Genomic DNA, 25,715 nt, shown 5'->3' on the forward strand with positions numbered 1-25,715 from the left:
AATCACCAAATTTGCTAGACTCCACCACGGGTTGCCGCTTTCGCGAATCCCGAATCCCGAATCCCGAATCCCGAATCCCGAATCCCGAATCCCGAACCACGGTCCCCCCAATGCAACGCTGGATCAAGCTCCCCGATGGCCGTTTCGTCGACGCCGGCGCGATCGTCTACATCAGCCGGCCCGAAACCTATGCGCGGATCGACGAGGACGGCAATGACCTCGGCATCGGCTACTCGGTCAATATCGGCACCGGGATCCAGCGCGAGGCGCAGATCAACGTGACCGGCAGCAAGGACGAAGTCTTCGCGGTGCTGCGCGCGATCCTCGCTGGCGGCGGCCAGGCCGCCCCGGCACCGACGGAATAACCCGCCCGGCGCGTGCGCGCCGCCCCGCGTCAGGCCGCCGCGCGCTCGCGCCGCGTCAGCGAGCGGTACACGTGCCAGCCTGCGAAGCCGAGCAGCGTCGCCAGCAGCGCACCGAGCGCGAGCCGCACCGGGTTCGCCGACAGCACCGGCGCAAGCACACCGGCGATCGTGGCGCTGATGACGAGGCTGATGAAGGCCTGCACCGACGACGCGGCGCCGCGATGGTGCGGGAAGCGGTCGAGCAGGAGCAGGGTCAGCGTCGGGAAATTCATGCCGATGCCGATCGCGTGCAGGCCGATCGGGATCACCGACCATGGGACGCGCGGCTGCGGCAGCCACCACGCGCACAGGAGGTTGAGCGTCGATGCGCCGAGCATGATCGCGTAGCCGAGCCGCACCGTCGTCGCCGGCGAGAGCCGGCCAGCGAGGCGACCGGAAAGGAATGCTCCGGTCATCATGCCGCTGATCGCCGGAACGAACAGCCACGCGAAATGCTGCGCGTCGAGCTTCAGCAGGTCGAGCACGAAGGCCGGCGCGGACGAGATGTACACCCACAGCGCATTGAAGTTGAGCGAGCCGGCCAGCACGAGCGGCACGAAAGCGCGGTCGCGACCGATCAGGCGGTAGGTCGTGGCGAGTTCGCGCAGTGACAACGGGACGCGCCGCTCGCGCTGGTGCGTCTCGGGCAGCAACGCGAGGCAGGCAAGCCACAGCGCCGTCGCGAACGCGGCGAGCAGCGCGAAGATCATGGGCCAACGCGCGAACGCGATGACCCAACCGCCAACGATCGGCGCCATCGCCGGCGCGATGCCGAAGATCATCGATACCGTCGACATCAGTTTCTGTGCTTCGACGCCGTCGAAACAGTCGCGGATGATCGCGCGGCCGACGATCAGCCCCGCCCCCGCCGACATGCCTTGCAGCGCACGGAACGCGAGCAGCTCGCCGATGGAGTTCGAGAACGCGCAGCCGAGCGAAGCGAACGCGAACACGAGCACGCCGGCGAGGATCACGCGGCGGCGACCGAGCGCATCGGAGAACGGCCCGTGCAGCAGCGACATCAGCGCATAAGCAACCATGTACACGCTGATCGTCTGCTGCATCGCGAACGGGCTCGCATGCAGGTCGGCCCCGATCGCCGGGAATGCCGGGAAGATCGTGTCGATCGAGAACGGGCCGAACATCGCCAGCGCGGCGAGCAACGGCGCGAGCAGGCGGCGGCGTGGAGCGATCGAAGCGTTCATGGCTCGTCGACGGGGCGGCCGGGCATGCTACAGGAAGTGCGGGGCGTTGGTGGCGATGCTCCGTGCCAGCCTGGCTTGAGGCATGGTCCGTGAGACGGCGCCGCCCTCACGGAGGCCAGGCAGTCGTGTCGCGCGCTGCTCCGCTCGCCTCGGCGGCGAGCACCACGCCGTCAACCCGGCGCGGCGAAAAAAAAGGGCCGGTCGCACGACCGGCCCCGGTAGAAACGCGCTGGTGCGCGGATTTACAGCTCGTCGAACCCGTCGGCGAAGATCGTGTCGTCGACGTCGTCGACGCAGGCGACGCCGACATCCGTCACGTTCGCGGCCGATACCGTGCCGCTGCCATTGGCGACCGAGCAGGTCTGGCCCGCCGGCTGCGTGCCGACCGTGACCGCGTACGCCGCACCATCGGCGAGGCCGGTCGGGAACGTGAACGCGCCGTTCGCGGCAACCGGAAGCGTCTGCGCACCCGCATTGAGCGAGAGCACGAGGCCGCTGCCGGTGAGACCGCCGACGTTGCCGCCGATCGTGTAGGTCGGCGTCGCCGCGCAGGTGACGGTGACATTGGTGACGTTCGCACCGCTGATCGTGCCGCTGCCGTTGGCGACCGAGCAGGTCTGGCCGGCCGGCTGCGTGCCGACGGTGACCGCGTACGCCGCACCGTTGGCGAGGCCGGTCGGGAACGTGAACGCGCCATTGGTGGCGACCGGAACCGTCTGCGCGCCCGCATTGAGCGAGAGCACGAGGCCGCTGCCGGTGAGGCCGCCGACCGTGCCGCCGACCGTGTAGGCCGGATCGCCGCCCACCGTGATCGTGTAGTCCTCGGCCTGGCCGTAGCCATCGGTGTTGCACGCGCCCGGATAGTTGACCGAGCTCGAGTACTTCTTGATCACGCGCATGCGCGTCGCGCCGGACAGCGCGCCCGAAGGCACCGTGATCGTGCCGACCGCCTGCTTGCCGTCGGTGCCGGTCGAATTGGTGATCGAGCCGACATTGGTACCCTCGCCCGCATCGAACGTGCCGTTGTGGTTCCAGTCGATGTACGCCGAGATGTAGGTCGTGAAGTTGCCGTCCGTGTTGCCTTCGACCTTGATCGACGCGGTCGAGCCGGCGGCGACGTTGCCGACGGTCGCGGTGAAGTCCTCGAGCGCCGGAGTGCCGTTCAGGATCGGGCTCGTGGTCTTGTCGATGCCCGCGACGAGCACGTGCGTGATCGGCTCGACGTTGTTCGGGAACGCGACGCTGCAGTACGGCTCGGGGAACGTCACGCCGGTCGTGAACGAGAACACCTGCGACGTCGTGCTGTTGCCGCACGGGCTGTTGGAGCGCACGCGCCAGTAGTAGGTCGTCAACGGCTGCAGCGGGTTCGTCGGCGTGTAGGTCGCCGCGGTCGGCGTGCCGGTGTCGACGATGGTCGTGAACGCGGCGTCCGTCGCGATCTCGATCGTATAGCCGACGGCGACCGGATCGGCGCCCCAGGTGAACACCGGCTGGCGCGGCGTGCCGGTCGCGCCATTCGCGGGCAGGGATGGCGATGGCGTGCCCGGCTGGCCGGCGGCGATCTGCACGGCGAAGCTCACGTCCTTGACCACCGGGGGAGCCTGGTTGTCGGTGCCACGCACGGTGACCGTGTAGGTACCCGTTGCGGCACCCGGCTGCGTGCCGAGCGTCAGCACCGACGTGGTGCCGCCATTGGTCGGCGGCGTGACCGGATTCGGAGCGAACAGGCCACCCGTGAACGCCGAGCCGTCGAGGCCCGGCAGGCTCAGCGTGACCGTGCCCGAGTAGCCCGCGAGCGAATTCACGCCGACCGAAACCGGATCGATCGCGCTGCCGGCGCAGGCGTACTGCGTCGTCGTCGGCACGCCGAGGCGATAGTCCGGCTCGGGCGCGTCGGCGAAGCCACCGACGCCCCACACGTCGCCGTTGTTGACGGCGCGGTTGTCGGTGTAGATGGCGATGATGTCGTTCATCGCCATGTCCATGCCGTTGTAGTCGCCCCATTCCATGGACGTATTGATCTTCGGCGACGTCACGGTGGTCAGGCGGCGCGGCGTTTCCCAGGTCTGGGCGCCGTCGAGCGAGACCGAGTAGTAGAGGTCGACGCCGGTGCGGTTGCTGCTGTGGCGGGTGTCGTAGTAGACGACGTGGACGCGGCCCCAGTCGTCGACCTTGAGCCACTGCTGGTAGCGGTCGACGGTCTGGCCGTCCGAGGTCGGGTGCGGCGTCGTGACGTTCCAGGTCGCGCCACCGTCGCGCGAATAGGCAACCTGCACGCGCGCATGGTTGTTCGCCGCGGTACCGCTCTCCGCATTGTAGGTGTCCGGCCAGGCGACGTAGATGCTGTTGCCGTACGGGCCATTGCTGAGATCGGTGTCGGCCGCCACGTAGATGAACGCGTTGCGCGTCGACATCGACGGCAGCGGGAAGTCGAACGAGGCGACGGTATTGGCCACCGTGACGCCGCTGGACGCGAACGTCGCGCCACCGTCGGTCGACTTGACCACGCGGATGTTGCTGCCCGTTGTGGACGGGAAGAAGTAATAGACGTTGCCCTGCTTGTCGGTGGTGATGTCGCTACCGATGCCCTTGAAGGCGGTGTCGAGCGTGAGCGGCGTGCTGAACGTCAGGCCCTTGTCGGTCGAACGCGCGAACTTCTGCACGTTGGCCTGGTGCCAGGACACGTAGATGTTGTCCTTGTACGGCGATCCCGGATAGGAATCGACGTGCAGGTATTCCTTGTCGGAGCCGCTGGAGACGAGGCCGGCGCTGCGCGTCCAGGTCGCGCCCTTGTCGAGCGAGCGGAAGAAGTCGACGCCGCAGCTGGCACCGCAGTTCACCAGCGACGCCGTGTAGGCGATCTGGCCGTCGGTGGACCAACCGACCGTGGCGTCGCAGCAGGTATTGCCCGGCAGGCTGATCGCGGTGCTCCAGGTCGCGCCGCCGTCGGTCGAGCGCCACATCTTCTGGCCACTGCCGGGGCCGTTGCTGCCCGCGATGACGAAGTTGGTGTCGACGGGATTGACCGCGATCGCGGTTTCCTCGGCACCGACCGGCGTGGTGATCTTCACTTCACCGGTCACGAACCTCGGCCAGTTCTCGCCCATCTCCTCGAGCTCTTCCTCGTCGAAGACCTCGAAGCGGTTGCCATCGATGCGGTTGATGCCACGGTAGATGTGGCCGTCGATCTGGATGCCCTCGAAGCGCTGCAGGAACGTGTTCACCGCGCTGCGCGGATACTGCGCCGGGCCACTGGTCGGCAGCGGATGCCCCTCGGCGATCGCCGTCTTGCGTATCCAGACGCGGAAGAACGCAGGCAGCGGATCGCGCGCCTCGGTTTCTTCCTTCGGCAGGTAGGCGAGATCGGCCTGGGTGAGCGCGTAGTTGCGGTCGTCCCAGGGCCCGTATTCGACCAGGCGCGCATAATCGACGTTCGTGTCGACGCCCTTGGCCTGGTTGATCTCGATCGTGACGATGCGCGCGTGCGCGAGCACGGGAATCGCCGTTGAAAGTAGTACGGCGAGGCCGACGAAGGCCCGCAGTCGATGGCAAACTCGCATGATTTCCCCAGTGGTTTCGAGCGGAAGGAGTCCAGTGGAAGCGCGCCCCGAGAAGCGCCCGCCTGAAGTTCCTGCTGCGGGAGCACCGCAGTACGCCCGCAGGCGGAGCGGACAATCCTTGGGATTTACACCAGATCCGCCCCCGGACGCAAGCACTACGCCGCCGGGATGAGACGCAGCAGGCGTCCTGTGCCTGCTACGATCCGCACCCGCATGCCGCGAAGCCCCCACGACAGGAGCATCAACGCCACGCATGAATGCCGCTTCCGTCTTCGCCGTAGGCTTCGGCGCCTTCGCCGGCGCGGTCGTGCGCTGGTTGCTCGGCCTCGCGCTGAACCCGCTGCTGCCGCACATCCCGCTCGGCACGCTGGTGGCGAACCTCGCGGGCGGACTGGTCATGGGCTTGGCGATGGGCCTGTTCGCGCATTTCGACACCGTGCCGCTCGCCTGGCGCCTCGCGCTCACGACCGGTTTCCTCGGCGGCCTCACGACGTTCTCGTCGTTCTCGGCCGAGACGACCAATCTCATGCTGCGCGCGCAATGGGGCTGGGCAGCGGCGATCATCGGCGCGCACGTGGCCGGATCGATCGCGATGACCCTGGCCGGCTTCGGGCTCGTGCGCCTGTTCCTGCGTGGCTGAACGGTCGGGGTTGATTCAGGCGCGGCATGTCCTGATTTCGCGTCGAGGTCGCGGCCAACCTGATCGAGCATGAGCAACGCACGCGCGCAACAACGCATCGCCTCCCTGCTGGAAGCGGCCGGCGTGCGCATCGGCGGCCCCGCGCCCACCGACCTCACCGTGCACGACGACCGCCTCTACGCGCGCGTCCTCGCGCATGGTTCGCTGGGCCTCGGCGAGGCGTACATGGAAGGCTGGTGGGACGCCGATTCGCTCGACGGCTTCCTCTTCCGCCTGCTCGACGCGCGCCTCGACGAGCGCGTCGCCACGCTCGACGATGCCTGGCTGTTCCTCAAGGCGCGCATCGCCAACCCGCAGCGCGGCAAGCGGGCCTACGAGGTCGGCGAACGCCACTACGACCTCGGCAACGACCTGTTCCGCGCGATGCTCGGCCGGCGGCTCGTCTACAGCTGCGGCTACTGGAACGACGCGATCGGCCTCGATGCCGCGCAGCTCGCCAAGCTCGACCTCGTGCTGCGCAAACTCGGCGTCGAGCGCGGCATGCGCGTGCTCGACATCGGCTGCGGCTGGGGCGAGGCACTCAGGTACGCCGCGGAACGCTACGGCGTGGGCGGGGTCGGCGTGACCATTTCGCACGAGCAGGCCGAGCTCGCGACGGAGATCTGCGCCGGCCTGCCGGTCGAGATCCGCGTGCAGGACTACCACGCGCTCGACGAGCGCTTCGACCGCATCTTCTCGATCGGCATGTTCGAGCACGTCGGCGTGAAGAACTACCGCCGCTATCTCGAGGTCGTGCGCCGCTGCCTCGCCGACGACGGCCTGTTCGTGCTGCACACGATCGGCTCCAACGTGTCGACCAACCACACCGACCCGTGGATCGAGAAGTACATCTTCCCCAACTCGATGATCCCGTCGGCCGCGCAGATCACCCAGGCGGTCGAGGACCTGTTCGTGATCGAGGACTGGCACAACTTCGGCGCCGACTACGACCGCACGCTGATGGCATGGCGCGCGAATTTCGACGTCGCCTGGCCGCGCCTGCAGGCGCGCTACGACGAGCGTTTCCGCCGCATGTGGCGCTACTACCTTTCCGCTTCGGCGGCGACGTTCCGCGCGCGCCGCAACCAGCTCTGGCAGATCGTGCTGTCGCCGCGCGGCGTGCGCGGCGGCTATCTCGCGCCGCGCTGAAGCGGCGTCATTCGAAACCGTCCTCGAAGATCACGTCGAACGCCGTCGACAGCTCGCTGGTGCGCCCGCCGGCGTCCGTCGCGGTCGCGACGAACGGGATCGCACGCATGCCCGCGGGAACGAGCAAGGTGACGGTGCGCTGCTGCTGCGCACTCGCCTCGGGGTAACTGTCCTGGGTCAGCCATGCGCCCGCGCCACCGGCTACGTCGGCATGGAAATCGACGCGCAGTGGATAGGTCGCGTTCGCGACGTCGCTGTCGACGCGATACGTCACGGTCAACTGGTTGCCGCTCTGGCTCGCGGCGATGATCTCCGGCGCGTTCTGCACGCCGTTGCTGCCCGTGTCGGCGTCACCGGAGTCGTTCGGTGTCGGGCCGGGCGGCCCGATGTCGATGTTCGCGCGGCCGGCGCCACGATTGTGGTGGACGAGGTTCGCGCGGCTGTCGAACGCCGCCGTGGACACGTTCGTGCCGGCGATGATGCCGGCGCCCGTATTGAACGCGATGAGGTTCGCTTCGCCCTCGCCGAACCCGCCGATCGGCAAGGCGCTGCCGTCGCCGCCCTGCACCTGGATGCCGCCGCCGGCCTGCGCCGCGCCCAACTGCGGGAAGCCGTTCGGCAATGGCTGCCGGCCGCTCCAGTCGGTGCCGATGTAGTTGCCCTTGATCTCGAAGCTGCCGACGGATCCGCCCGGCCCGAAGCTCGCCCACAGGCCGATGCCGATGGGGCGATTGCCCGAGATCACGTTGCGTGCGGCTGCATCGGTGCCGCCGATGCGCACGCCCGTGCGCGACCCGACGATGATGCCGCCCCAGTTGTTCGCCATCCCGTTCGGAATGGCGAGCGTGCCGCTCGCATCGGTGCCGATGAGGTTGCCTTCGACGACGACCGGCCCATTGGCCAGCACGCCCGCGCCGCCGTTGCCGGACAGCAGGTTGCGCTGCCACGGCTGCGTGCCGCCGACCTGTGCGCTGCTGAAACCGCAGCGCACCGCACTGCCGGTGTTGCCGACCGACGGCAGCGCGCTGCCGTCGACCTGCGTGCCGATGTAGTTGCCGTAGAGCGTGAGATGCGATGCATTGGGCCCGCCGTTGTTGCCGATGATCGCGTCGCTGAAGCCGTGCATCGCGAGCCCCTGCAGCGTCAGCGAGACCTGCCCGCCCTGGATCGTGAAGCCGTGGCTGCCGCTGCCGACGAGTTCGATCATCAGTTGCGCGTCGAGCCCGCCCTGGTCGGGCGAGCGTGTGTTCGGCACGCTGCCCGGCTGGCTGTAACCGTCGACGGTGAGGGTGCCGCCCACGGCCGGCAGCGGACTCGCCAGCGCGATCACGTGAGGACCGTCGCCGGGGATGGCGAAGGTGATCGTGTTGCTGCCGCCCGCGGCGTTCGCGTCGCTGATTGCCGCGCGCAGCGAGCCCGTCCCGCTGTCGTCGACATTGACGACGGTGAAGGTGGCCGCCCCCGCAGTGCCCGCGGCCAATCCGGCGGCGAGGGCGAGGGCGAGCGGCGCCGGGTGCCATTGCTCGGGATCATTGCGCACAGGCGTCACCCTCCGCGTCATCCACGCCGTTCCTGAAGATCACGTCGCACAGGTAGGGCGCGCTGAAGGAAAATTCCGAAGTGTTTCCCGCCGAATCGATCGCGGTGAGCGCGATGCGCCGGCCGGCGAGCGCCACGTCGGGACTCGCGAACGCGATTCGGAAGTTCGTGTTGCCGTTCTGCCCCGGCGGCGCGTCGAAGATGGTCGCGATGCCGGTGCGCAGGTAGACCTCGCCCTCGCCGTTCGGCTCGTTGTCGGCGGTCGCCGAGGTGAACACCTGGATCTGGTACGAATCGGGGATCGATGCGAGCGAGCCTTCCACCCAGCCGATGCGGGAGCCCCCGTATGCGCGTGCGATGGCCGGGTAGTTGAGGCCGCGATCGGGCAGGTTCGCGGCGCCCGCGTCCGCGTCGTTGTCGTTCAGGCCCGAGCCGTCGAGGTCGATGCCGTAGAACCGGCTCGCATATACGGAATTCGCCGACAGGCGGTTGCCCTTGCCCGTGCCGCCCACCGAGATGCCCATCTGGCCGCTGTTCCACACCGAGTTGCCCGAGGCGACGTTGTCGTGCGCGCCGCCCTCGAAACGGATGCCGTACCGCTGGTTCGGTGCGGCGTCGGGGAAGCAGAACGGCACGGGAACGGGAATGCACAGGGTCTGCGTCCGGCCGATGCGGTTGTGATCGACCGTGTTGCCGGTGGCGCCGGCACCGGCCAGCTGCACGCCATCGAGCGTGTTGTCGACGATCACGTTGTCGCGCACGACGTTGCCCGAGGTCGCGAGCCGGATGCCGACCTGGTTGCCTGCCGCAGTCGCGCCAGTGCCCCAGGCGCCGATGAGGTTGCCGACGATCTCGTTGCCGGTCGAGGAGAACAATCCCGTCGAGCGAACCGAAATGCCGGTGCCGGGGGATCCCGCGATGACGTTGCGCTGCACGGCTGCCTCGCCGCCGATCGACGCGGAATGCGCGAACACATCCAGGGTGATGCCGGTGCCGTTGCCGGCGAGCATGAGGTTGCCGACCTTGCCGCCGAACTGGTTGCCCCAGACCAGATCATCGGTGCCGCCCGACAGGCGCAGGCCGGACCCGGTGAAGCCGCCGATCGCGATGCCCTGGAGCCAGAACTGCGTCGTGGTGGCGCCGGTGAAGTCGAGGCCGGTCGCGATCACGTTGCCGCCGTCGAGGATCACGCAGCGCACCGCGTCGTCGCCGAACGTGCGCGTGTTGGCCGCGCTGCCGGGCTGGCTGTAGGCGTCGATGCGCGCGCCCTGGGTGATGGCCGGCAGCGCACTCGACGGCGCGATGACGTGCGGGCAGGCACCGGGGATGGCGAAGTTGATGAACGAATAGTCCGGGTTCGCGTTCGCATCGAGGATCGCCTGGCGCAGCGAACCGGCGCCGCCGTCCGCCGTGGTCGTCACGGTGAGCGTCGCCGGTATCGTGTCGTCGACCTGCGCCTCGTAGGCACCGCGATCAGGCGCGGAGCCGATCACGCGCGCGTGCCCGTCGAGGTCGACGCTCGCGACCGGGTTGACCACCGCGCCGGAATTGACGCCGGGCGACGCCGGCTGCAGGCGGAAATTGCCCGCGCCGACGAACAGCGGGTCGGAGTGCAGCGTGCCGTACGATCCGGGCGCTTCGTCGCCGTAACGATCGCCGTACAGGTTGTCGTAGTAGCGTGCGCTGCCCGGGTTGCCGTCGGTGTCGCCGTCGACCCAGATGTCGCGCGTCGGGTTGTTCCACACCACGTTGTCGGCGAACGTGTTGATGCCGTCGCTCTGGACATGGATGCCGCGCTCGCCGCTGCCGACGATCGTGTTGTTGGCTGCATAGACGTAAACGTCGTCGCTGTAGCCTTCGAGCGCGCCGAAGCCGTCGCTCGGCGCGCCGCTGACGAGGTTGTTGACGAACTGCACTTCGACGCCGTCGCAGTCGTAGCAGCTCGTGAACACGCCGATGCCGAGGAATTCGTTGCTGAAGATCGAGATGTCCAAATCCTCGGTGCCGTCCCAGGTATCGATGAACAACTCGCGGTTGCCGCCCACGTGCTGGAAGCGCAGGCCTTCGATGCGCAGGTCGCCGTGCATGCGCAGGCCTTCGAGCCCGCCGCCGTCGCCGTCGATGACCGTGTTGGACGGCCGGACGGCGCGTCCCGAGCAGTCGGCGTCGTAGCCGCCGAGCAACTGCATCGCGTGGTACTCGTGCCACTGCGCAAGGAAGGAACCACCGACGTGGTAGACGCCCTGCTTGAGCTTGATCACGAAGGTCTGCCCGGTCGGCGCGGTCGCCAGCACGAGCGCGGTGGCCAGCTCGTCGACGGTACCGACGCATTGCTCGATCGCGGCCGACGCGTGGCCCGCGTGCAGCAGCCCGAGGATGATCGCCGAGGCGCCGATCACGCCCACGCCGCGTAATGCCGCCCTCGCCCTCGCCACGATCGCCGCGGCGATCATGCCCGGCTGGCGGAATGCTCCGCCCATGCACATGCCCATGCCCGTGCTCCCATGGCCTCTATCGGAGGGAAACGGGAGGCCGCGGCGTCCCAGACACGTCGACGCGCGATCGATGCGCTATGCTTCGGCCAGCGCAGCGTGCCGCTCGCGCGCGGGGAACGAGCCGACGTGACCGAAGAGCAGTCGCCACTCACCGAATGGCTGCGTGCGGCGGGCAGCGGCGACCGCGATGCCGGCGGTCGCGCCTATGCCGAGATCTATGCCGAACTGCGCCGCATCGCCGCGCGCCAGCTCGGCCGCGCCGGTGCGCAGGCGACGCTGACGCCGACCGCGCTCGTCAACGAAGCCTTCCTCAAGCTCGCCCGTGGCCGGCTCGAGTCGATCAACGACCGCCGCCATTTCTTCAATCTCGCCGCGCGCGCCATGCGCCAGACCGTGGTCGACTACGCGCGCGAGCGGCTCGCCGAGAAACGCGGCGGCGACCTCGTCCGCACCGAACTCGACGACGGCCTGCCGGACATGCACGCCGACGCGCAGCGCGCGCTCGCGATCGACCAGGCCCTCGGCGTGCTCGAACGCCAGGACGCCGAACTCGCCGAGACCTTCACCTGGCGCATGTTCGGCGGCCTTTCCGCCAAACAGATCGCCGACCTGCGCGGCGTCACCGAACGCACCGTGCATCGCGACCTCGACCTCGCGCGCAACTACCTGCGCCTCGCGCTCGGTGGCTCGCCGTGAATACGCCTCCGGGCGAGCCGTTGTTCGCACCGGAACGCTGGCGCGAAGTGCGCCGCCTGCTCGCCCGACTGGAAGCGCTCGACGACGACGGGCGCGCGGCCGAGCTCGCGCGCATCGCCGCCGGGGACGCCGAGCTCGCCCACGCGGTGCGCACGCTGATGGACGACGCCGGCGCGGCGACCGAGCGCCTGTCCGGCGATTTCGATCGCCTGTTCGCCGGCGAGTCGGAAATGCCCGCGGCCGTCGGTCCGTTCCGCCTGCTGCGGCGACTCGGCGAAGGCGGCATGGGCACGGTCTACCTCGCCGAACGCCACGGCGCCGATTTCACCCAGCGCGTCGCGCTCAAGCTGCTCGACCGCGTCGCGTCCGCGCCACGGCTCGCCGCACGCGAGCGGCGCATCCTCGCCGCTCTCGCCCACCCGAACATCACCGCGTTCGTCGACGCCGGCACCGACGACGGCCGCGCCTGGCTCGCCATGGAGTACGTCGACGGCGAGCCGCTGCTCGAAGGCTGCGAACGGCGCGCGCTCGATGTCCGCGCGCGCGTCGCCCTGTTCGACCAGGTCTGCGCCGCCGTCGCGCATGCCCACGCGCAACTCGTCGTGCATCGCGACCTCAAGCCGTCCAACGTCTACCTGAGCCGCGCCGGCGTCGCAAAGCTGCTCGACTTCGGCATCGCCCAGGTACTCGACCCGAGCGACGAGAAGACGCCGGCGACGCGCGTGTTCACGCCCGAATACGCCGCGCCGGAGCAACTGCGCGGCGAGCGCGTCACCACGGCGACCGACGTCTACGCGCTCGGACTGCTGTTGTACGAACTCGTCGTCGGCCATCGCCTGCCGGCCGCCGCGCGCGAACGCGCGACGGACTGGACGACCGCCGAACTCGCGCGCCAGGCGAGCACCGACACGCGCGAAGCGGAAACGGGCCCCGACGGCAGGACGGTCGCCCGCCTGCTGCGCGGCGACCTCGGCCGCATCATCGCGCACGCACTCGAGCCGTCGCCGGACCGGCGCTACGGCTCGGTCGAACTGCTCCGCGAGGACCTCGCGCGCTGGCTCGGGCATCGCCCGCTCACGCTCGCGCGGCCGGGCCTCGCCTACGCCCTCGGCCGCTTCGTGCGCCGCAACCGGCTCGCGGTCTCGATCGCCGCGATCGCCGTGCTGGCGCTCGTCGCCGCCACCACGATCGCACTGTGGCAGGCGCGCGCGCGTGCCGACGAAGCGCGGCGCGCGCTGGCCCAGGCGCGGCGCGCCGAGGCGATGCAGCAGTTCCTTTCCGACGTGATCCGCCAGGCGAGTCCCGACGAAAACGGCGGCGAGCCGATCACGCCGCACCAGTTGCTCGAGAAGGGCGAGCGCCTCGCCGATGGATTCGCCGGCCAGCCCGAGCTGCAGGCCGAAGTGCTGGCCCAGCTCGGCGAGCTCTACCTCGCCCTCAGCGACCCGGACAGCGCGGGGCGCGCACTCGAACGCGCGCGGCAACTCGCGGACGCGCCGTCGATGCCCACCGGCGTCCGCGCCCGCGTGCTGCTCGCGCTCACGCAGTGGGAAGCGGTGGTCGCCCGGTTCGACGACGCCCTCGCGCACGCGCGCGAAAGCCTCGCGTTGTACCGCGGCGAACCGGACACGCAAGCGAAGACGATCGCCGAAGTCGACATCTCGATCGCGCAGGCGCTCGACGGCAAGGGCGATGCGGCCGAAACGGAAAAGTTCCTGCGCGAAGCGGTAGCGCGCGACAGCGCCGCGCTCGGCGACCATGACGATTCGGTCGCCGAGCTGTGGCTGCTGCTCGGCTATACGCTCGCCGTGCGCGGCGAACTCGACGAAGCGGAGCGCGCCTCGCGCAAGGGCGTGGAAGGCTACCGCGCAGTGTACGGCGACGACGGCTTCGAGGTCGCGCACGCGCTCAACGAACTCGCGCTGGTGCTCTCCTGGCGCAAGGAAGGACTTGCGGCAGCCGAGGATGCGCTGCGCGACGCGGTGCGCATCTTCCGCAAGCTCGTCGGTGAAACGCACCAGAAGACCCTTTCGGCCGAGCGCAACCTCATCACGATGATGGAGCGACGCGGACGCTACCTCGAGGCGCTGCCGGAGCGCGAAGCGCTCGCCGCGCGCGCGGCGCGCCCGGGCGTGACCACCCCGCGCGAGCTCGCGACGCATTATCTGGCGCTGGCGATGGACTATGCACAAGTGGGCCGTTTCGCCGATGCGGAGGAAACGCTGCGGCGCTCGCTCGCGCTCGGCGAACAGGCGCAAGGGCCGCGCAGCGTGGCCGACCAGGGCGCGCGCAACGAACTCGGCGACGTACTCCTGCTGCTCGGGCGCGACGGCGAGGCCGAGCGCGTGCTGCGCGAGGCGATCGCGATCCAGCAGGATCAGCAACCCGACGACACCGCCAGGCTGAAACGCCTGCAGGCCTCGCTCGGCGAGGTGCTGCACATCGAAGGTCGCGACGGCGAGGCATTGCCTCTGCTCGTCGAGGCGACGACGCTCGCGGCATCGGTGCCCGAAACCGATGTCTCACGACCGCTCGCACTCGCGTGCCTGGCGGAAGTGCAGCTCGGCGTCGGCGATGCGACCACGGCGGCGGCGACCGCCCGCTCGGCGCTCGATTACGCGCGCAAGGCGTACCCGCCCGGCCATCCGAAACTCGGGTTTGCGCTGTACGCGCTCGCCCGTGCCGACCTGGCCCTCGGCAAGCCGCAGGAGGCCGAAAGCCTGTTGCGCGAAACGCTGAAGCTGCGCGCCACCGTGCATGCGGCAGCGCATCCACGCATGCTCGAAGCGAACGTGGCCTTGGCCGAGGCCCTCACTGCCGAGGGCAAGGCGGACGAGGCCCGCATGCTGCGCGACGGCGTCGAGCCGCTGCTCGACGCCGCCCTTCCCTATCACCGCGCTCTCCGTGCGCGGCTCGCGCAACGCTGAAACGGCGGCCGCGATCCCTGCGACCGTCGCGCTCCACCCTCAGGCGGCGGCGAGCGTGCGGCCCGGCGGGTTGCCGAAGCGGTTCGGCCCCGGCGTGCCGGGGATGAAGCCGTTGAAGACCAGCGCGATGAGGCCGCCGACGACCGGCACGAGCGCGATCAGGATCCACCACGCCGACTTGTCGACGTCATGCCAGCGCTTGGCGCAGATCGCGAGGCTCGGCCAGAGCAGCAGCAGCGACACGACCGGCACGATCGTCATTGCGCCGCCGCCGGACGACAACGCGTTCGCATCGCCGAGGCTCGCCGCATTGAACATCGATGCGCCGGCATAGGCGAAGAACGCACCGTACAGCACGGTGACCACGAGCACGAAGTACCAGTACGGCGCGCGGCCGATGCGGCCACGGAACGAAAACAGCAACTCTGTCCAGCTCATGACTCTCTCCCGTTATCCAACATGATGACGCCCGCGGCCCCGCGCCGCGGGCGGGCTTGCCACTTCGGTACTACTGCAACGTCGTCTTCGAGGATTCCTTCTCGACCTTCCACGCGCCGCCTTCGCGCAGCATGGACACCGTGTTCGTGACCGCATTGCCGTCGGCGTCCTTGCCGGTGTATTCGAGCGTCGCGCGATCGCCCCTGGCGTTGCCCTTGACGTACTTCGGCTCGCGCAGGGCCTGGCCCTGGATGAAGCCGAACATCATCTTGAACTCCGCGTCGTTGCGGTGCGCGAGCAGTTCGTCCGCGCGCGCCTTCGTCATCGATTTCGCGAGCGCGTCGATGTCGCCCTTGCGCAGCGACGCGAGATGGGCGAGGTAGGCCTTGCCCGGCTCGCCGCCGTCCGCGGGCAGCACGGCGCCGGGGTCGGGCGCGCCGGGGAGGTCCAGCGCGAACACGAGGTCGTAGTAGCGACCGATGTTCTTGTCTTCCTCGTCGTTGCTGCGGAAGCTGCCCTCGACGCGCTGGTCGTCGTTGCGCTTCAGCGACAGCGTGTACCAGCCGCTGCCGCTCTGCGAGCCGCTCGAATAGCCGATGCGCGTGTTGACGTTCTGCACGCTGCCGTCGGGCTCGAGGTTGAGGTCGACGCGGGTGGCCTCGCGCAGCTGGTCGTCGATGGCGCCGTCGCGATCGCTCGCGCCCGCGAGCGCGGCGTCGTCGATCGGCTTGTCGGCGAACACGATGCGCGTGATCTGCTTGTCCTTGTCGAACGGATCGGGCATGCGGTACGCGTAGGCATGCTTCAGCGCGATCGGCTTGCCGCCCTCGTAGAGCGTACCGGACCCGTCGGCGAGGGCAAGCCCGGTCGCGAACGCGAGGCCGGCGGGCAACAGGCGCAGGATGCTGTTCATGGCGTCAACTCCTCCCGTGTCTTCCAAACACCCTTGCGGGGCGCTACCGGACGGGCCGCGGCCGGCCCCATCCTGTCGAAACGGATTCCGGCGATGGATCGGACACGCACCGGTCCACGACGGAGCGCACGCTAAAGGGCCATCCACGCCGGTTCCAATGAAAGATGTGGATCGGCCGATGCCGGCTGCTTATCGCGATAAGGCGCGGTAATCGCCGGATAACGCAGGGTTATACTGGCACCGGCCCCCGGGGAGGCGCGGATGGGTACACGGCTGTCGTCGACGCAGATCGAGTCGTTCATGATGCTCGCGCGGGAACTCAATTTCTCGCGCGCGGCCGAGCGCCTGCACATCACCCAACCGGCCCTGACCAAGCGCATCCAGAACCTCGAGGAGACGCTCGGCCAGGTGCTGTTCGTGCGCCTGCGCGGCGGGCTCGAGCTCACCGAGTCGGGACGCATCCTGCAGCGTCACGCCGCCTCGATTGAACGCCAGGAAGAGGAACTGCTCGACAGCCTCGTCGGCGCCGCCGGCGGCATCTCGGGCTTCTTCCGGCTGGTTTCGTTCTCCTCATGCCTGCGCTCGGTGCTGATCCCCGCGATCGGCGGCCTGCTGCGCGAACACCCACGCCTGTCCTGCCAGTTCATCAAGGCCGAGGTGCACGAGCTGCAGGACCTGCTGATCGAGGGCAAGGTCGACTTCAGCGTGTCCTTGTCCGAGTGCGAGCGCATGGGCATCGAGAACGTGCAGCTCGGCATCGAGCGCAACGTGCTGATCGAGTCGGCGCGTTACGAGGGGCGCGAGGACTGCTACGTCGACCACGAACCGCGTGACAACTTCACCGAGCGCTTCTTCCTGATCCAGACCGGGGCGACCGTGCCGAAGATGCTACGGGCGTACTTCGACGACATCTACGGCCTCATCGACGCCGTGTCCGAAGGCATCGGCCGCGCAGTGGTGCCGCTGCACCTGATCCGCCCCGAACACCACGTGCGCATGGTGCCCGGCTTCCGCCCGTACGAGGTCCCGGTGTTCCTGCACTACCACGCCCAGCCGTACTACACGAAGCTGCACCGCGCGGTCATCGACACGCTCACGCGCGAATGCGCGCGCCATTACGACGCCTACCAGCTCGGCCACGAAGGCAAGGCTGTCGCCGATGATGCGCTCATCGCGGCGAACCGGCGCTTGATGGCGCAACGGCGCGGCAACACCTGACCCGGCGCGACGTCGTTCGGTCGAGGCTCCGAAATCCGCCGAAGGCGGTCACGCGCGGGCCGGATCCAGCCGCGCAGCGGCGGATCCGCCTGCATGCCCGTCGCGGCTCGCGTCCCGGACACCATCACCCAACCTATCCCCCGAACGGGGAAGACCGGTTTGCTCCCGTGACGAGGGGCGGCAGCGGGCGCGGCTGGAACGGAAAGGCCGTGGACTGGAAACCGTCCGCGAACAGGCGGTCGAGTTCGTAGGCGCCGATGTCCACGTGCGGACCGACGACGCGCGGCACGCCGAGCGCGTCCGTGGCGGGGAGTCCGCCGGGTGGCGCATCGTTGCCGGCGTCGACGAGCGGCGACGTGCGCTTGAGTGGCTTGTCGAAACACAGGAAGCCGCAGCCGTCGAACTGCGGGTCGACCGAAACGTTGCCGCCGCTGGCCGCGCCGAGCGGAACGGCGGAATACGAGCCGATGTCGTTGGAGACGAGGTCGTACGTTCCCTCGTCGTAGAGGGAGAGATCGTACTGCGCGTTGTCGTTGCCCCAGAAGATGTTGTCGCTGAACCAGAAGTGCGAGGCGCCGAGCGCGTTGGCGTAGAAGATCGGGCGCGCCTCGGCTCCTTCAACGATGTTGCCGGTCACGGTGTTGCTGGTGAAGTGCAACGGGCCGTTCAGGTTGATCGACGCGGCCGGCGACTGGCCGGCCGCATTGCCGGCGAACAGGCTGTTGGTCACGACGACCGTGCCCCAACCGGTCACGTAGAGGCCGCCCGTGTTCACCTCCGCATTGCCGTACAGGAAGCGCACCGCGTCGATCGTGAGTTTGGCGCCGCCGGCCTGGTCGTACATGTACACCTGCAGGTTGCCGCCGTAGTACGAGCCCGCTTCGGTCATGCCGCGAAACAGGGTCAAGTGGTCGAGGGTAACGGCGTCGGCGCCGGTGAAGGAAAGCCGCAGCGGCTGTACCTGTTCCTGGCCGTCGAGGAACGTCGCGCCCGTGCGTGCCGTGCAGCCGGCGTTGAAGCCACCGCTGAGGACGAGCGCCTTGTGGTCGCTGCCCGCTTGGTTGGTCGCATAGTCGAGGCCGGACGTGAGCGCGTACACGCCGGATACGAACTTGATGCTGTCGGCCTGGCCATTCACGCGCGCCGCATCCAGCGCGGCTTGCGCACTCGCCTCCGAGTCGACGCAGAACACCGCCGCCATCGACGGCGCGGCGACCGTCGCGCCGAGCAGCGTGACCAGCGGCGCCAGCAGCGTCCGCCTTCGTCCGCGTGTCTGAACGATCCGATACCTCATCTCGCATCCTCCGTCATCCTGGGCGGCGCACCGTAGCGGCATGGACGCCGGCACTCCAATGAATGAATGTGATCGTGCGATGCACCGCGCGACTCGTCATCGAGCGGCGTTATCGCGCCATAGCACGCGGTTATCGTCCTCATGAAGAGAAACGGATTCGAGCCGGGCTTGCGACGCGGCCCGGCTCGATCGGGCAATGCTTGTCGCCGCGGGTGCCCGGGCCGCGCCCGCGCGAGGCCCTGCCTGCCGCGCTACCTGCGTCGCCGCGCTTGCGGCACAATGCGCGGCTGGCCGCCGGAAGCTCGGGCGGCGCATTGTTTTCCCCGGATTTTCATCGATGAACCTGCAAGCGACCCACGAACAGATCCCACTGAAGGACTACGCCGAGCGCGCCTACCTCGACTACTCGATGTACGTCGTGCTCGACCGCGCCCTGCCGTTCGTCGGCGACGGCCTCAAGCCCGTGCAGCGCCGCATCGTCTACGCGATGAGCGAGCTCGGCCTCGACGCCGCGGCGAAGCCGAAGAAGTCGGCACGCACGGTCGGTGACGTGATCGGCAAGTTCCATCCGCATGGCGACAGCGCCTGCTACGAGGCGATGGTGCTGATGGCGCAGCCGTTCTCGTACCGCTACCCGCTCATCGACGGCCAGGGCAACTTCGGCTCGCAGGAAGACCCGAAATCGTTCGCGGCGATGCGCTACACCGAATCGAAGCTCACGCCGATCGCCGAACTCCTGCTCGAGGAACTGGGCCAGGGCACCGTCGACTGGGTGCCGAATTTCGACGGCACGCTGAAGGAACCATCGTGGCTGCCGTCGAGGGTGCCGCACGTATTGCTCAATGGCTCGACCGGCATCGCGGTCGGCATGGCGACCGACATCCCGCCGCACAACCTGCGCGAGATCGCGAGCGCGTGCATCCGCCTGCTCGACGAGCCCGAGGCGAGCATCGCCCAGCTGTGCGAACACGTGAGGGGACCGGACTTCCCGACCGCGGCGGAAATCATCACGCCGGCGAGCGAACTGGCCGCGATGTACGCGACCGGCAACGGCTCGGTGCGCGCCCGCGCGGTGTGGAAGAAGGAGGATGGCAACGCCGTCGTCACCGCGCTGCCGTACCAGGTGTCGCCGTCGAAGATCGTCGAGCAGATCGCCAACCAGATGCGCGCGAAGAAGCTGCCGATGCTCGAGGACATCCGCGACGAGTCGGACCACGAGAACCCGATCCGCATCGTCCTGATCCCGCGCAGCAACCGCATCGATCTCGACGAGATGATGCAGCACCTCAACGCGACGACGGACCTCGAGAAGAGCTACCGCGTCAACCTCAACATGATCGGCCTCGACGGCAAGCCGCAGGTCAAGAACCTCAAGCAGATCCTCGTCGAATGGCTGCGCTTCCGTTCCGAAACGGTGACCAAGCGCCTGCAGCATCGCCTGGCCAAGGTCGAGCGCCGCCTGCACCTGCTCGAAGGCCTGCGCATCGCCTACCTCAACCTCGACGAGGTGATCCGCATCATCCGCACCGAGGAAGAGCCGAGGCCAGCGCTCATCGCGCGCTTCCGCCTGAGCGAGGAGCAGGCTGACTACATCCTCGAGACGCGCCTGCGCCAGCTCGCGCGACTCGAGGAGATGAAGATCAACGAGGAACGCGACCAGCTCGAGGAGGAGCGCGCGCGCATCAACGTGATCCTCAATTCCAAGGCACGCCTCAAGACGCTGATCAAGGACGAACTCAAGGACGACGCGAAGAAGTACGGCGACGCGCGCCGCTCGCCGCTGGTCGAGCGCGCGGCCGCGCAGGCGCTCGACGAGACCGCGCTGGTCGCGAGCGAGCCGGTCACGGTCGTGCTGTCGGCGAAAGGCTGGGTTCGCGCCGCGAAGGGCCACGACGTCGACGCGAGCGAACTCGGTTACCGCGAGGGCGACACGTACCTCGCGAGCGCGCGCGGACGCACGACGCAGCAAGCCGCATTCATCGATTCGACCGGGCGCAGCTACTCGACGCCCGCGCACACGCTGCCGTCCGCGCGCGGCAACGGCGAACCGCTGACGGGGCGTTTCTCGCTGCCCGCCGGGGCTCGTTTCGACGCGGTCGCGATCGCCGACCCGGCGACGCGGCTCGTGCTCGCCTCCGATTTCGGCTACGGCTTCGTCACGAAGTTCGAGGCCCTGCTCGCCAACAAGAAGGGCGGCAAGCAGGTGCTCAACATCGACGACGGCGCGCGCGTGCTCGCGCCAGCGCTCGTCGCCGATTCCGCGCGCGACCGCATCGTCGTCGCGACCAATGCGGGCCACCTCCTGATGTTCTCGGTCGCCGAGCTGCCCGAGCTCGACAAGGGCGGCAAGGGCAACAAGCTCATCGAGATCCCGAAGGCGAAACTCTCCGGCGGCGAGCGCGTCGCGGGCGTCGCGGTGGTTGCCGAAGGACGCGGCGAGGTCACCCTCTATGCCGGCCAGCGCAAGCTCACGCTCAAGTGGAACGACCTCGTCGAGTACGGCGGCAACCGCGCCACGCGCGGCTCACTGTTGCCGCGCGGACTGCAGCGCGTCGAGCGGATCGAAACCACCGCGTAACCCCACGCGTTTCACGCAGCGGCTCACCGGGCCATGCCAGGAGGCGCACGACGCCAGGCCGCTTCGTTCCGGCCCGTGGGTGAAGCACGAAAAAGAGGCCTCCCCGAAGGGAGGCCTCTCAGGTGTCACAATTGACGCAATGCTCAGCGCGTCGAACCCTGCTGCTCGTCAATCGTGATGTCGTCGACGAAGCAGTTGCCGTCTTCCGAACCGGTGGCCGTGTAGGTGAACTTCACCTCGTGGGCGCCGTTGTCCGCGTACGCGCCCAAGTCCACCGACACGTTCGTCCAGTCGGCGTCCGTGCCATTCGCGACGATGTCCGTCGTCGAGACCACGGTGCCGTCGACCGCGATCGCCAGCGTAGCCGTGCCGTTCGGCGCGAGCGTCACGTTGCGCCAGTAGTTGAGCCAACGCGGGCCGCCGCTCGCGATCGTCACCGTCTGCGACCATTCCTGCGTGCCCGGACCGCGCCAGCCGCCACCCCAAGCCGCAAAGTTACCCGTGCGAGCCAGGTTGCTCCAGAACGGCGTGTCACCCGGCGCGTTGCTGTCGCTGCCGTCCCAGTACGGGTTGCTGCTGGCGTCGTCGGTCGTCTCCTCGAAGCTCGGATCCTGGATCGGCTGCGTGAACTCGACCGCACCGTCGAAGCCATCCCTGAAGATGAGGTCCGGCGGCGTCACCTCGAGCGTGACCGGCACCGTGATCGTCGGCTGCGCCGCATCGTTCGTCGTCAAGCACAGATTGCCCGAGTAGCTCCCGTTCGCGAGGCCGGTGCTGTCGACCGACACGGTAACCGATGCTGGAGTACCGACCGGAACGCTGCCTGACGTCGGGCTCGCGCTCAGCCACGGCTGATCCGACGGCGTCGTGCAGGCGCCGCTCGCTTCCGTGATCGTGTACGTGAGGTGGCTCCCCACATCACCCGAGTTGGTGATCGTCAGCGTGTCGCTGTCGGTGTGGTTGGTCTCGAGCGAGAACATGAAGCTACCCGGCGCGACGGTGGCCGCGGGGTCGACGTCGCCGACCGTGAATGACACGGGGACGGGCGTCATTGCATGGGCGGGATCATTGCTCGCGACGCACACATTGGCGGTGTAAAGACCATCGGAGAGGCCGCTCGGGTCCATCGTGACGACTGCCGTGGCCGGCGCAGCTCCGGTAGTGACCGTGCCGCTGGCCGGCGCCACCGACAGCCACGGCACGTCCTGCGGCTCGACGCAGCCGCTGGTGCCTTCAATCGCCCGGACGAACAACGCGGTGTAGTCCTCGAACGAATCGGCTGTCGGCGCGAACGCGGGACCAGAGCCCGTGTCGAAGGATACGTAACCGCCTGCCGGCGGATTGGTACCCGACTCGTCGGACGCGATGTAGGTGCCGGTTTGCGTCTGCGGATTGAAGCGCACGCCGATGTAGACGCTGCCGCTCGGGATGTTCAGGCCAAGCGCCGAAATGTCGACGCTGTTGAACACGAGCGAACCGATGGCACCCGACACCGTGCCCGTGGTCGCAACCGCGCCGAGCTCGGTGCCCGGGCCGCCACCGGCGCCATCGTCGTCGTACACGACGACTTCATAGCTCACGCTGGTCGCGCCCGCGTTCGTGACGAACGACGTGCACACGGTCGTGAACGTGGCGGGGTACGAGGACGGCGTGAAGCGGTCGACGGCGATGAACGAGGATACCGTGCCCGGATTGCCGCTGTAGCCGTTCTCCGCCGTGCCATCGTCGTGCACGATCATGCCCTGCACGCTCGGCCCGCAGTCGACGCCGGAGGGAGTGACCACGTCGCGGGAAACGCGCGGCGCGCCCTGGCGGATGTCGGCCTGCACGGCATGGCCTTGGCTCGCGGCGAGCTTGCGCTGTGCATAGAGGTCTTCGCGGTCGGCGCCGGTCAGCGTCACGACGCGATCGGGCTTCTGCGCATTGCTGGGTACCTGCGGTGCCGGCGCCGGCGCTGCCCCGTCACCCGCCGCTTCGGTGATCGACCAAGTGAGATCGCGATCACCGGTATTGGCGATCGAAAGATTCTGCGTCACCGGCGTGCTGCTGCCCGATGGTGCGTCGGCCGTGATCTCGGTCGGCGTCACGCCGATCACCGGCGCACCGACGTCGAGGCTGACGCCCGCCGTAGCCGTGAGTACGGTCGCCGCTCCGGCGGTCCATACGATCGACGAGGGATCGGGGTGCGGGAGTACCGTGTTGAACGAGTACTGGTTGACTAGCGAGGCGTCGGCGTTCTGCAGGCCGATCGTCGCGCTGATCCCGTGGTCGAACGACGACGGCGTTCCGAACGCCGTGTTCTGGTACTGGAAGGAGATCGAGCCGTCCTCGCCGAGGATCGCTTCCACTTGCGCGCGACCCGAGGTTTCGGCTCCCACGTTGTAGTGCGCACGATCCCATTCGATGATCACCGTGCGATTAGGGGACGTCCCCTGCACCGCCCAATAGACGTTGCCCGAAGGCTGGTAGAAATCATCCCAGAACGGCGCGATGGCAGCGCCTCCGAAGGTACCTGGCAACGCCGTATTGGAGAAAGCGACATCGCAGGTCGAGACGCCGAATACGATGACACCATTGTTGGCGATGCACAGCTGGTTCGACGGGACGCCGTAGAAGGAGAACGAGAACGGAATCGTGATCCCGACTTCTCCGTCGTCCGCGAGGCCGAGGCCCGTGCCCGTGCTCGTGATGTCGACGAAGGCTGCCGCGACCGTGTCGTCGGGCGTGTAGCCCGGCAGGAGATCGCGCGAAGTCCAGGTGCCGGAGTAGGTGTTGCTCACGGTCGCCGTGACGCTGCGGTGGAAGACGAAGGTGCCGCCACCGGCCGGAATCGCGGTCGGCATGTTCGTGAAGATGGGGCCGTCCACGCTGTCGACCAGCGTACTGTACGCCATCGCCGTGGTGGAGTCGTTGGTGACGGTGTAGCAGAAGTCGATCGTGTCACCCACGTTGACGACGACCGACGAATCCGTGCCACACGTGGTGCCGTCGCCGCCCGGTGTCAGGCCCACGGTGAGCTGGAATGGCGAACCTTCGGGCGAATGCCCGGTGGCGGCCACCTTGACCACGCCTTTGCGAAGACTCTTGCCATTGGGTTGGGCGTGCGGGGCAGGCATCTGGCTGCCGCTTTTGGCGTGAATGCCACCTGCTGCGAGCGCCAGGCCTTGCAGGCCGATCAGGCCGGCAATTCCCAACGCCATGGTGACCTTGCTCGAAAACAGACTCTTCGATTTTCTCATCGGTCGATCCCCATACAGGCTTATGAGACGGGCGGACGTTCAGGGTGTCCGCTGATGAGTTCACGTGAAGGCGCTGGTTGCGCCTCCTCGACGCTCCTGGCTGACATTTGAATGGAGCGGCTGCGCGATGAGCCGCGATCATCTTCTCCTGCGCTACCGAGTAGTCACAGGACTATATGCCTCGCTTCCGGCCGCAACAACTCGGTTCGTTCAGCTGTGCGGCGCGGTGTGTCGGTGATCACATATCGCGTGCGCGATCGAGCGACGCGCGTGCCGCGGCGGCCATGTGGTCAGGCCGCGGACGCGGCGGCGGAATCCGCGCGTGTCTGCGACGGCAGGGGCGCGGCTCTCTCTTGAACCGGCGGGCGGCTGCGGAAACGGCCTCGCGAGCGCAGCGGCTCGCCGCTGGGCGAGCGGAATTCCGCAATGACGCCGCGCTGCGCGAGAGCACTTTGCGCGGCATCGAAGGGAAGTGAAGTAGGCGGGGCGGTGCCTCTTGCCTTCGCAGGTGGGCGGAGAAAAAAGAAGAGGCCTCCCAGAAGGGAGGCCTCTCAAGTATCAATAGGGCCGCAACGCTCAGCGCGTCGAACCCTGCTGCTCGTCAATCGTGATGTCGTCGACGAAGCAGTTGCCGTCTTCCGAACCGGTGGCCGTGTAGGTGAACTTCACCTCGTGGGTGCCGTTGTCGGCGTACGCGCCCAAGTCCACCGACACGTTCGTCCAGTCGGCATCCGTGCCATTCGCGACGATGTCCGTCGTCGAGACCACGGTGCCGTCGACCGCGATCGCCAGCGTAGCCGTGCCGTTCGGCGCGAGCGTCACGTTGCGCCAGTAGTTGAGCCAACGCGGGCCGCCGCTCGCGATCGTCACCGTCTGCGACCATTCCTGCGTGCCCGGACCGCGCCAGCCGCCACCCCAAGCCGCAAAGTTACCCGTGCGAGCCAGGTTGCTCCAGAACGGCGTGTCACCCGGCGCGTTGCTGTCGCTGCCGTCCCAGTACGGGTTGCTGCTGGCGTCGTCGGTCGTCTCCTCGAAGCTCGGATCCTGGATCGGCTGCGTGAACGGACCTGCCGCCGGGTCGAACCCGTCACAGAAGATCGTGTCCGCGGCCGAGCACGGCACCACCGGCGCCGGCGTGACCGTCAGCGCTACCGGCACTCCGATCAACGCGTGGGCGGGATCGTTCGTCGCCACGCACAGCATCGCCGTGTACGAACCCGGCGCCAGGCCGTCGGCCGACGGATTGGCCGTGATCGTCACGTTGGTGTTCGCACCGCCCGCGACCAAGCCGTTGGCCGGGCTCGCGCTCAGCCATGCCACGGCCGCGCCGGCGCACGTGGCCCCACCGCTCGTCGTGGTGCCGCGCACCATCCAGACACCG

The 25,715-nt window shown here is 68.4% G+C and carries 16 protein-coding genes; 7 read left to right on the forward strand and 9 right to left on the reverse strand.

All coding sequences use genetic code 11. The annotated features are described in order from the left end of the window. Positions 1–110: 110 nt before the first annotated feature. Positions 111–365 (forward strand): hypothetical protein, encoded by a 255-nt coding sequence (locus tag EV148_RS14725; RefSeq protein WP_131999578.1) that lies wholly within the window; start codon positions 111–113, stop codon positions 363–365. A 29-nt stretch (positions 366–394) separates the two neighbouring features. On the opposite strand, the gene EV148_RS14730 is transcribed toward EV148_RS14725, so the two are convergent. Then, the gene (locus tag EV148_RS14730; protein ID WP_131999580.1) at positions 395–1,609 is read right to left on the reverse strand and encodes a multidrug effflux MFS transporter; all 1,215 of its coding nucleotides are present in this window, start codon (positions 1,607–1,609) and stop codon (positions 395–397) included. A 242-nt stretch (positions 1,610–1,851) separates the two neighbouring features. Next, positions 1,852–5,169 (reverse strand): GEVED domain-containing protein, encoded by a 3,318-nt coding sequence (locus EV148_RS14735; RefSeq protein ID WP_131999582.1) that lies wholly within the window; start codon positions 5,167–5,169, stop codon positions 1,852–1,854. A gap of 253 nt (positions 5,170–5,422) precedes the next feature. Between EV148_RS14735 and crcB the strand changes: the two genes are divergently transcribed. Beyond that, entirely contained in the window at positions 5,423–5,809 is a 387-nt protein-coding gene (gene crcB, locus EV148_RS14740) for a fluoride efflux transporter CrcB (RefSeq protein WP_131999584.1), read from the forward strand. A gap of 69 nt (positions 5,810–5,878) precedes the next feature. Continuing rightward, complete coding sequence (cfa, locus tag EV148_RS14745) at positions 5,879–6,997, forward strand: cyclopropane fatty acyl phospholipid synthase (RefSeq protein WP_131999586.1); 1,119 nt, start codon at positions 5,879–5,881, stop codon at positions 6,995–6,997. Between the two features lie 7 nt (positions 6,998–7,004). On the opposite strand, the gene EV148_RS14750 is transcribed toward cfa, so the two are convergent. Beyond that, complete coding sequence (locus EV148_RS14750; protein ID WP_131999587.1) at positions 7,005–8,537, reverse strand: hypothetical protein; 1,533 nt, start codon at positions 8,535–8,537, stop codon at positions 7,005–7,007. After that, positions 8,527–11,028, reverse strand: coding sequence for a right-handed parallel beta-helix repeat-containing protein (locus EV148_RS14755; protein WP_131999589.1), 2,502 nt, complete (start codon positions 11,026–11,028; stop codon positions 8,527–8,529). The genes EV148_RS14750 and EV148_RS14755 overlap by 11 nt, the downstream gene beginning before the upstream one ends. 129 nt (positions 11,029–11,157) lie before the next feature. On the opposite strand from EV148_RS14755, the gene EV148_RS14760 reads away from it, so the two are divergent. Next, on the forward strand, positions 11,158–11,727 hold the full coding sequence (locus EV148_RS14760) for an ECF-type sigma factor (RefSeq protein WP_158287488.1): 570 nt from the start codon (positions 11,158–11,160) through the stop codon (positions 11,725–11,727). After that, positions 11,724–14,654, forward strand: a complete 2,931-nt coding sequence (locus tag EV148_RS14765; RefSeq protein ID WP_131999593.1) for a serine/threonine-protein kinase — start codon at positions 11,724–11,726, stop codon at positions 14,652–14,654. The genes EV148_RS14760 and EV148_RS14765 overlap by 4 nt, the downstream gene beginning before the upstream one ends. A 39-nt stretch (positions 14,655–14,693) precedes the next feature. Here the strand turns inward: EV148_RS14765 and EV148_RS14770 are convergent, their stop codons facing one another. After that, positions 14,694–15,092 (reverse strand): DUF805 domain-containing protein, encoded by a 399-nt coding sequence (locus EV148_RS14770; RefSeq protein ID WP_131999595.1) that lies wholly within the window; start codon positions 15,090–15,092, stop codon positions 14,694–14,696. A 70-nt stretch (positions 15,093–15,162) separates the two neighbouring features. Then, positions 15,163–16,005, reverse strand: a complete 843-nt coding sequence (locus EV148_RS14775) for a nuclear transport factor 2 family protein (RefSeq protein ID WP_131999597.1) — start codon at positions 16,003–16,005, stop codon at positions 15,163–15,165. A 261-nt stretch (positions 16,006–16,266) separates the two neighbouring features. Between EV148_RS14775 and EV148_RS14780 the strand changes: the two genes are divergently transcribed. Beyond that, positions 16,267–17,223 carry a LysR family transcriptional regulator gene (locus EV148_RS14780; protein WP_131999599.1) on the forward strand — a complete coding sequence of 319 codons (957 nt, stop codon included), beginning with the start codon at positions 16,267–16,269 and terminating at the stop codon, positions 17,221–17,223. Positions 17,224–17,356: 133 nt separating this feature from the next. Here EV148_RS14780 and EV148_RS14785 read toward each other — a convergent pair whose 3' ends face one another. Next, positions 17,357–18,517, reverse strand: coding sequence for a choice-of-anchor Q domain-containing protein (locus tag EV148_RS14785; protein WP_131999600.1), 1,161 nt, complete (start codon positions 18,515–18,517; stop codon positions 17,357–17,359). Positions 18,518–18,854: 337 nt separating this feature from the next. Here EV148_RS14785 and parC point away from each other — a divergent pair, with 337 nt between their 5' ends. Next, positions 18,855–21,095 (forward strand): DNA topoisomerase IV subunit A, encoded by a 2,241-nt coding sequence (gene parC, locus EV148_RS14790; RefSeq protein WP_131999602.1) that lies wholly within the window; start codon positions 18,855–18,857, stop codon positions 21,093–21,095. Between the two features lie 143 nt (positions 21,096–21,238). Here parC and EV148_RS14795 read toward each other — a convergent pair whose 3' ends face one another. Further along, positions 21,239–24,154: a BACON domain-containing protein gene (locus EV148_RS14795; protein ID WP_131999604.1), complete on the reverse strand. Its 2,916-nt coding sequence runs from the start codon at positions 24,152–24,154 to the stop codon at positions 21,239–21,241. Positions 24,155–24,910: 756 nt separating this feature from the next. Then, positions 24,911–25,715, reverse strand: an 805-nt coding sequence (locus EV148_RS14800) for a BACON domain-containing protein (RefSeq protein WP_206750692.1), incomplete at its 5' end; no start/stop codon positions are given.

Origin of the sequence: Dokdonella fugitiva (assembly GCF_004342425.1) — a bacterium.
Lineage (GTDB): Bacteria > Pseudomonadota > Gammaproteobacteria > Xanthomonadales > Rhodanobacteraceae > Dokdonella_A > Dokdonella_A fugitiva.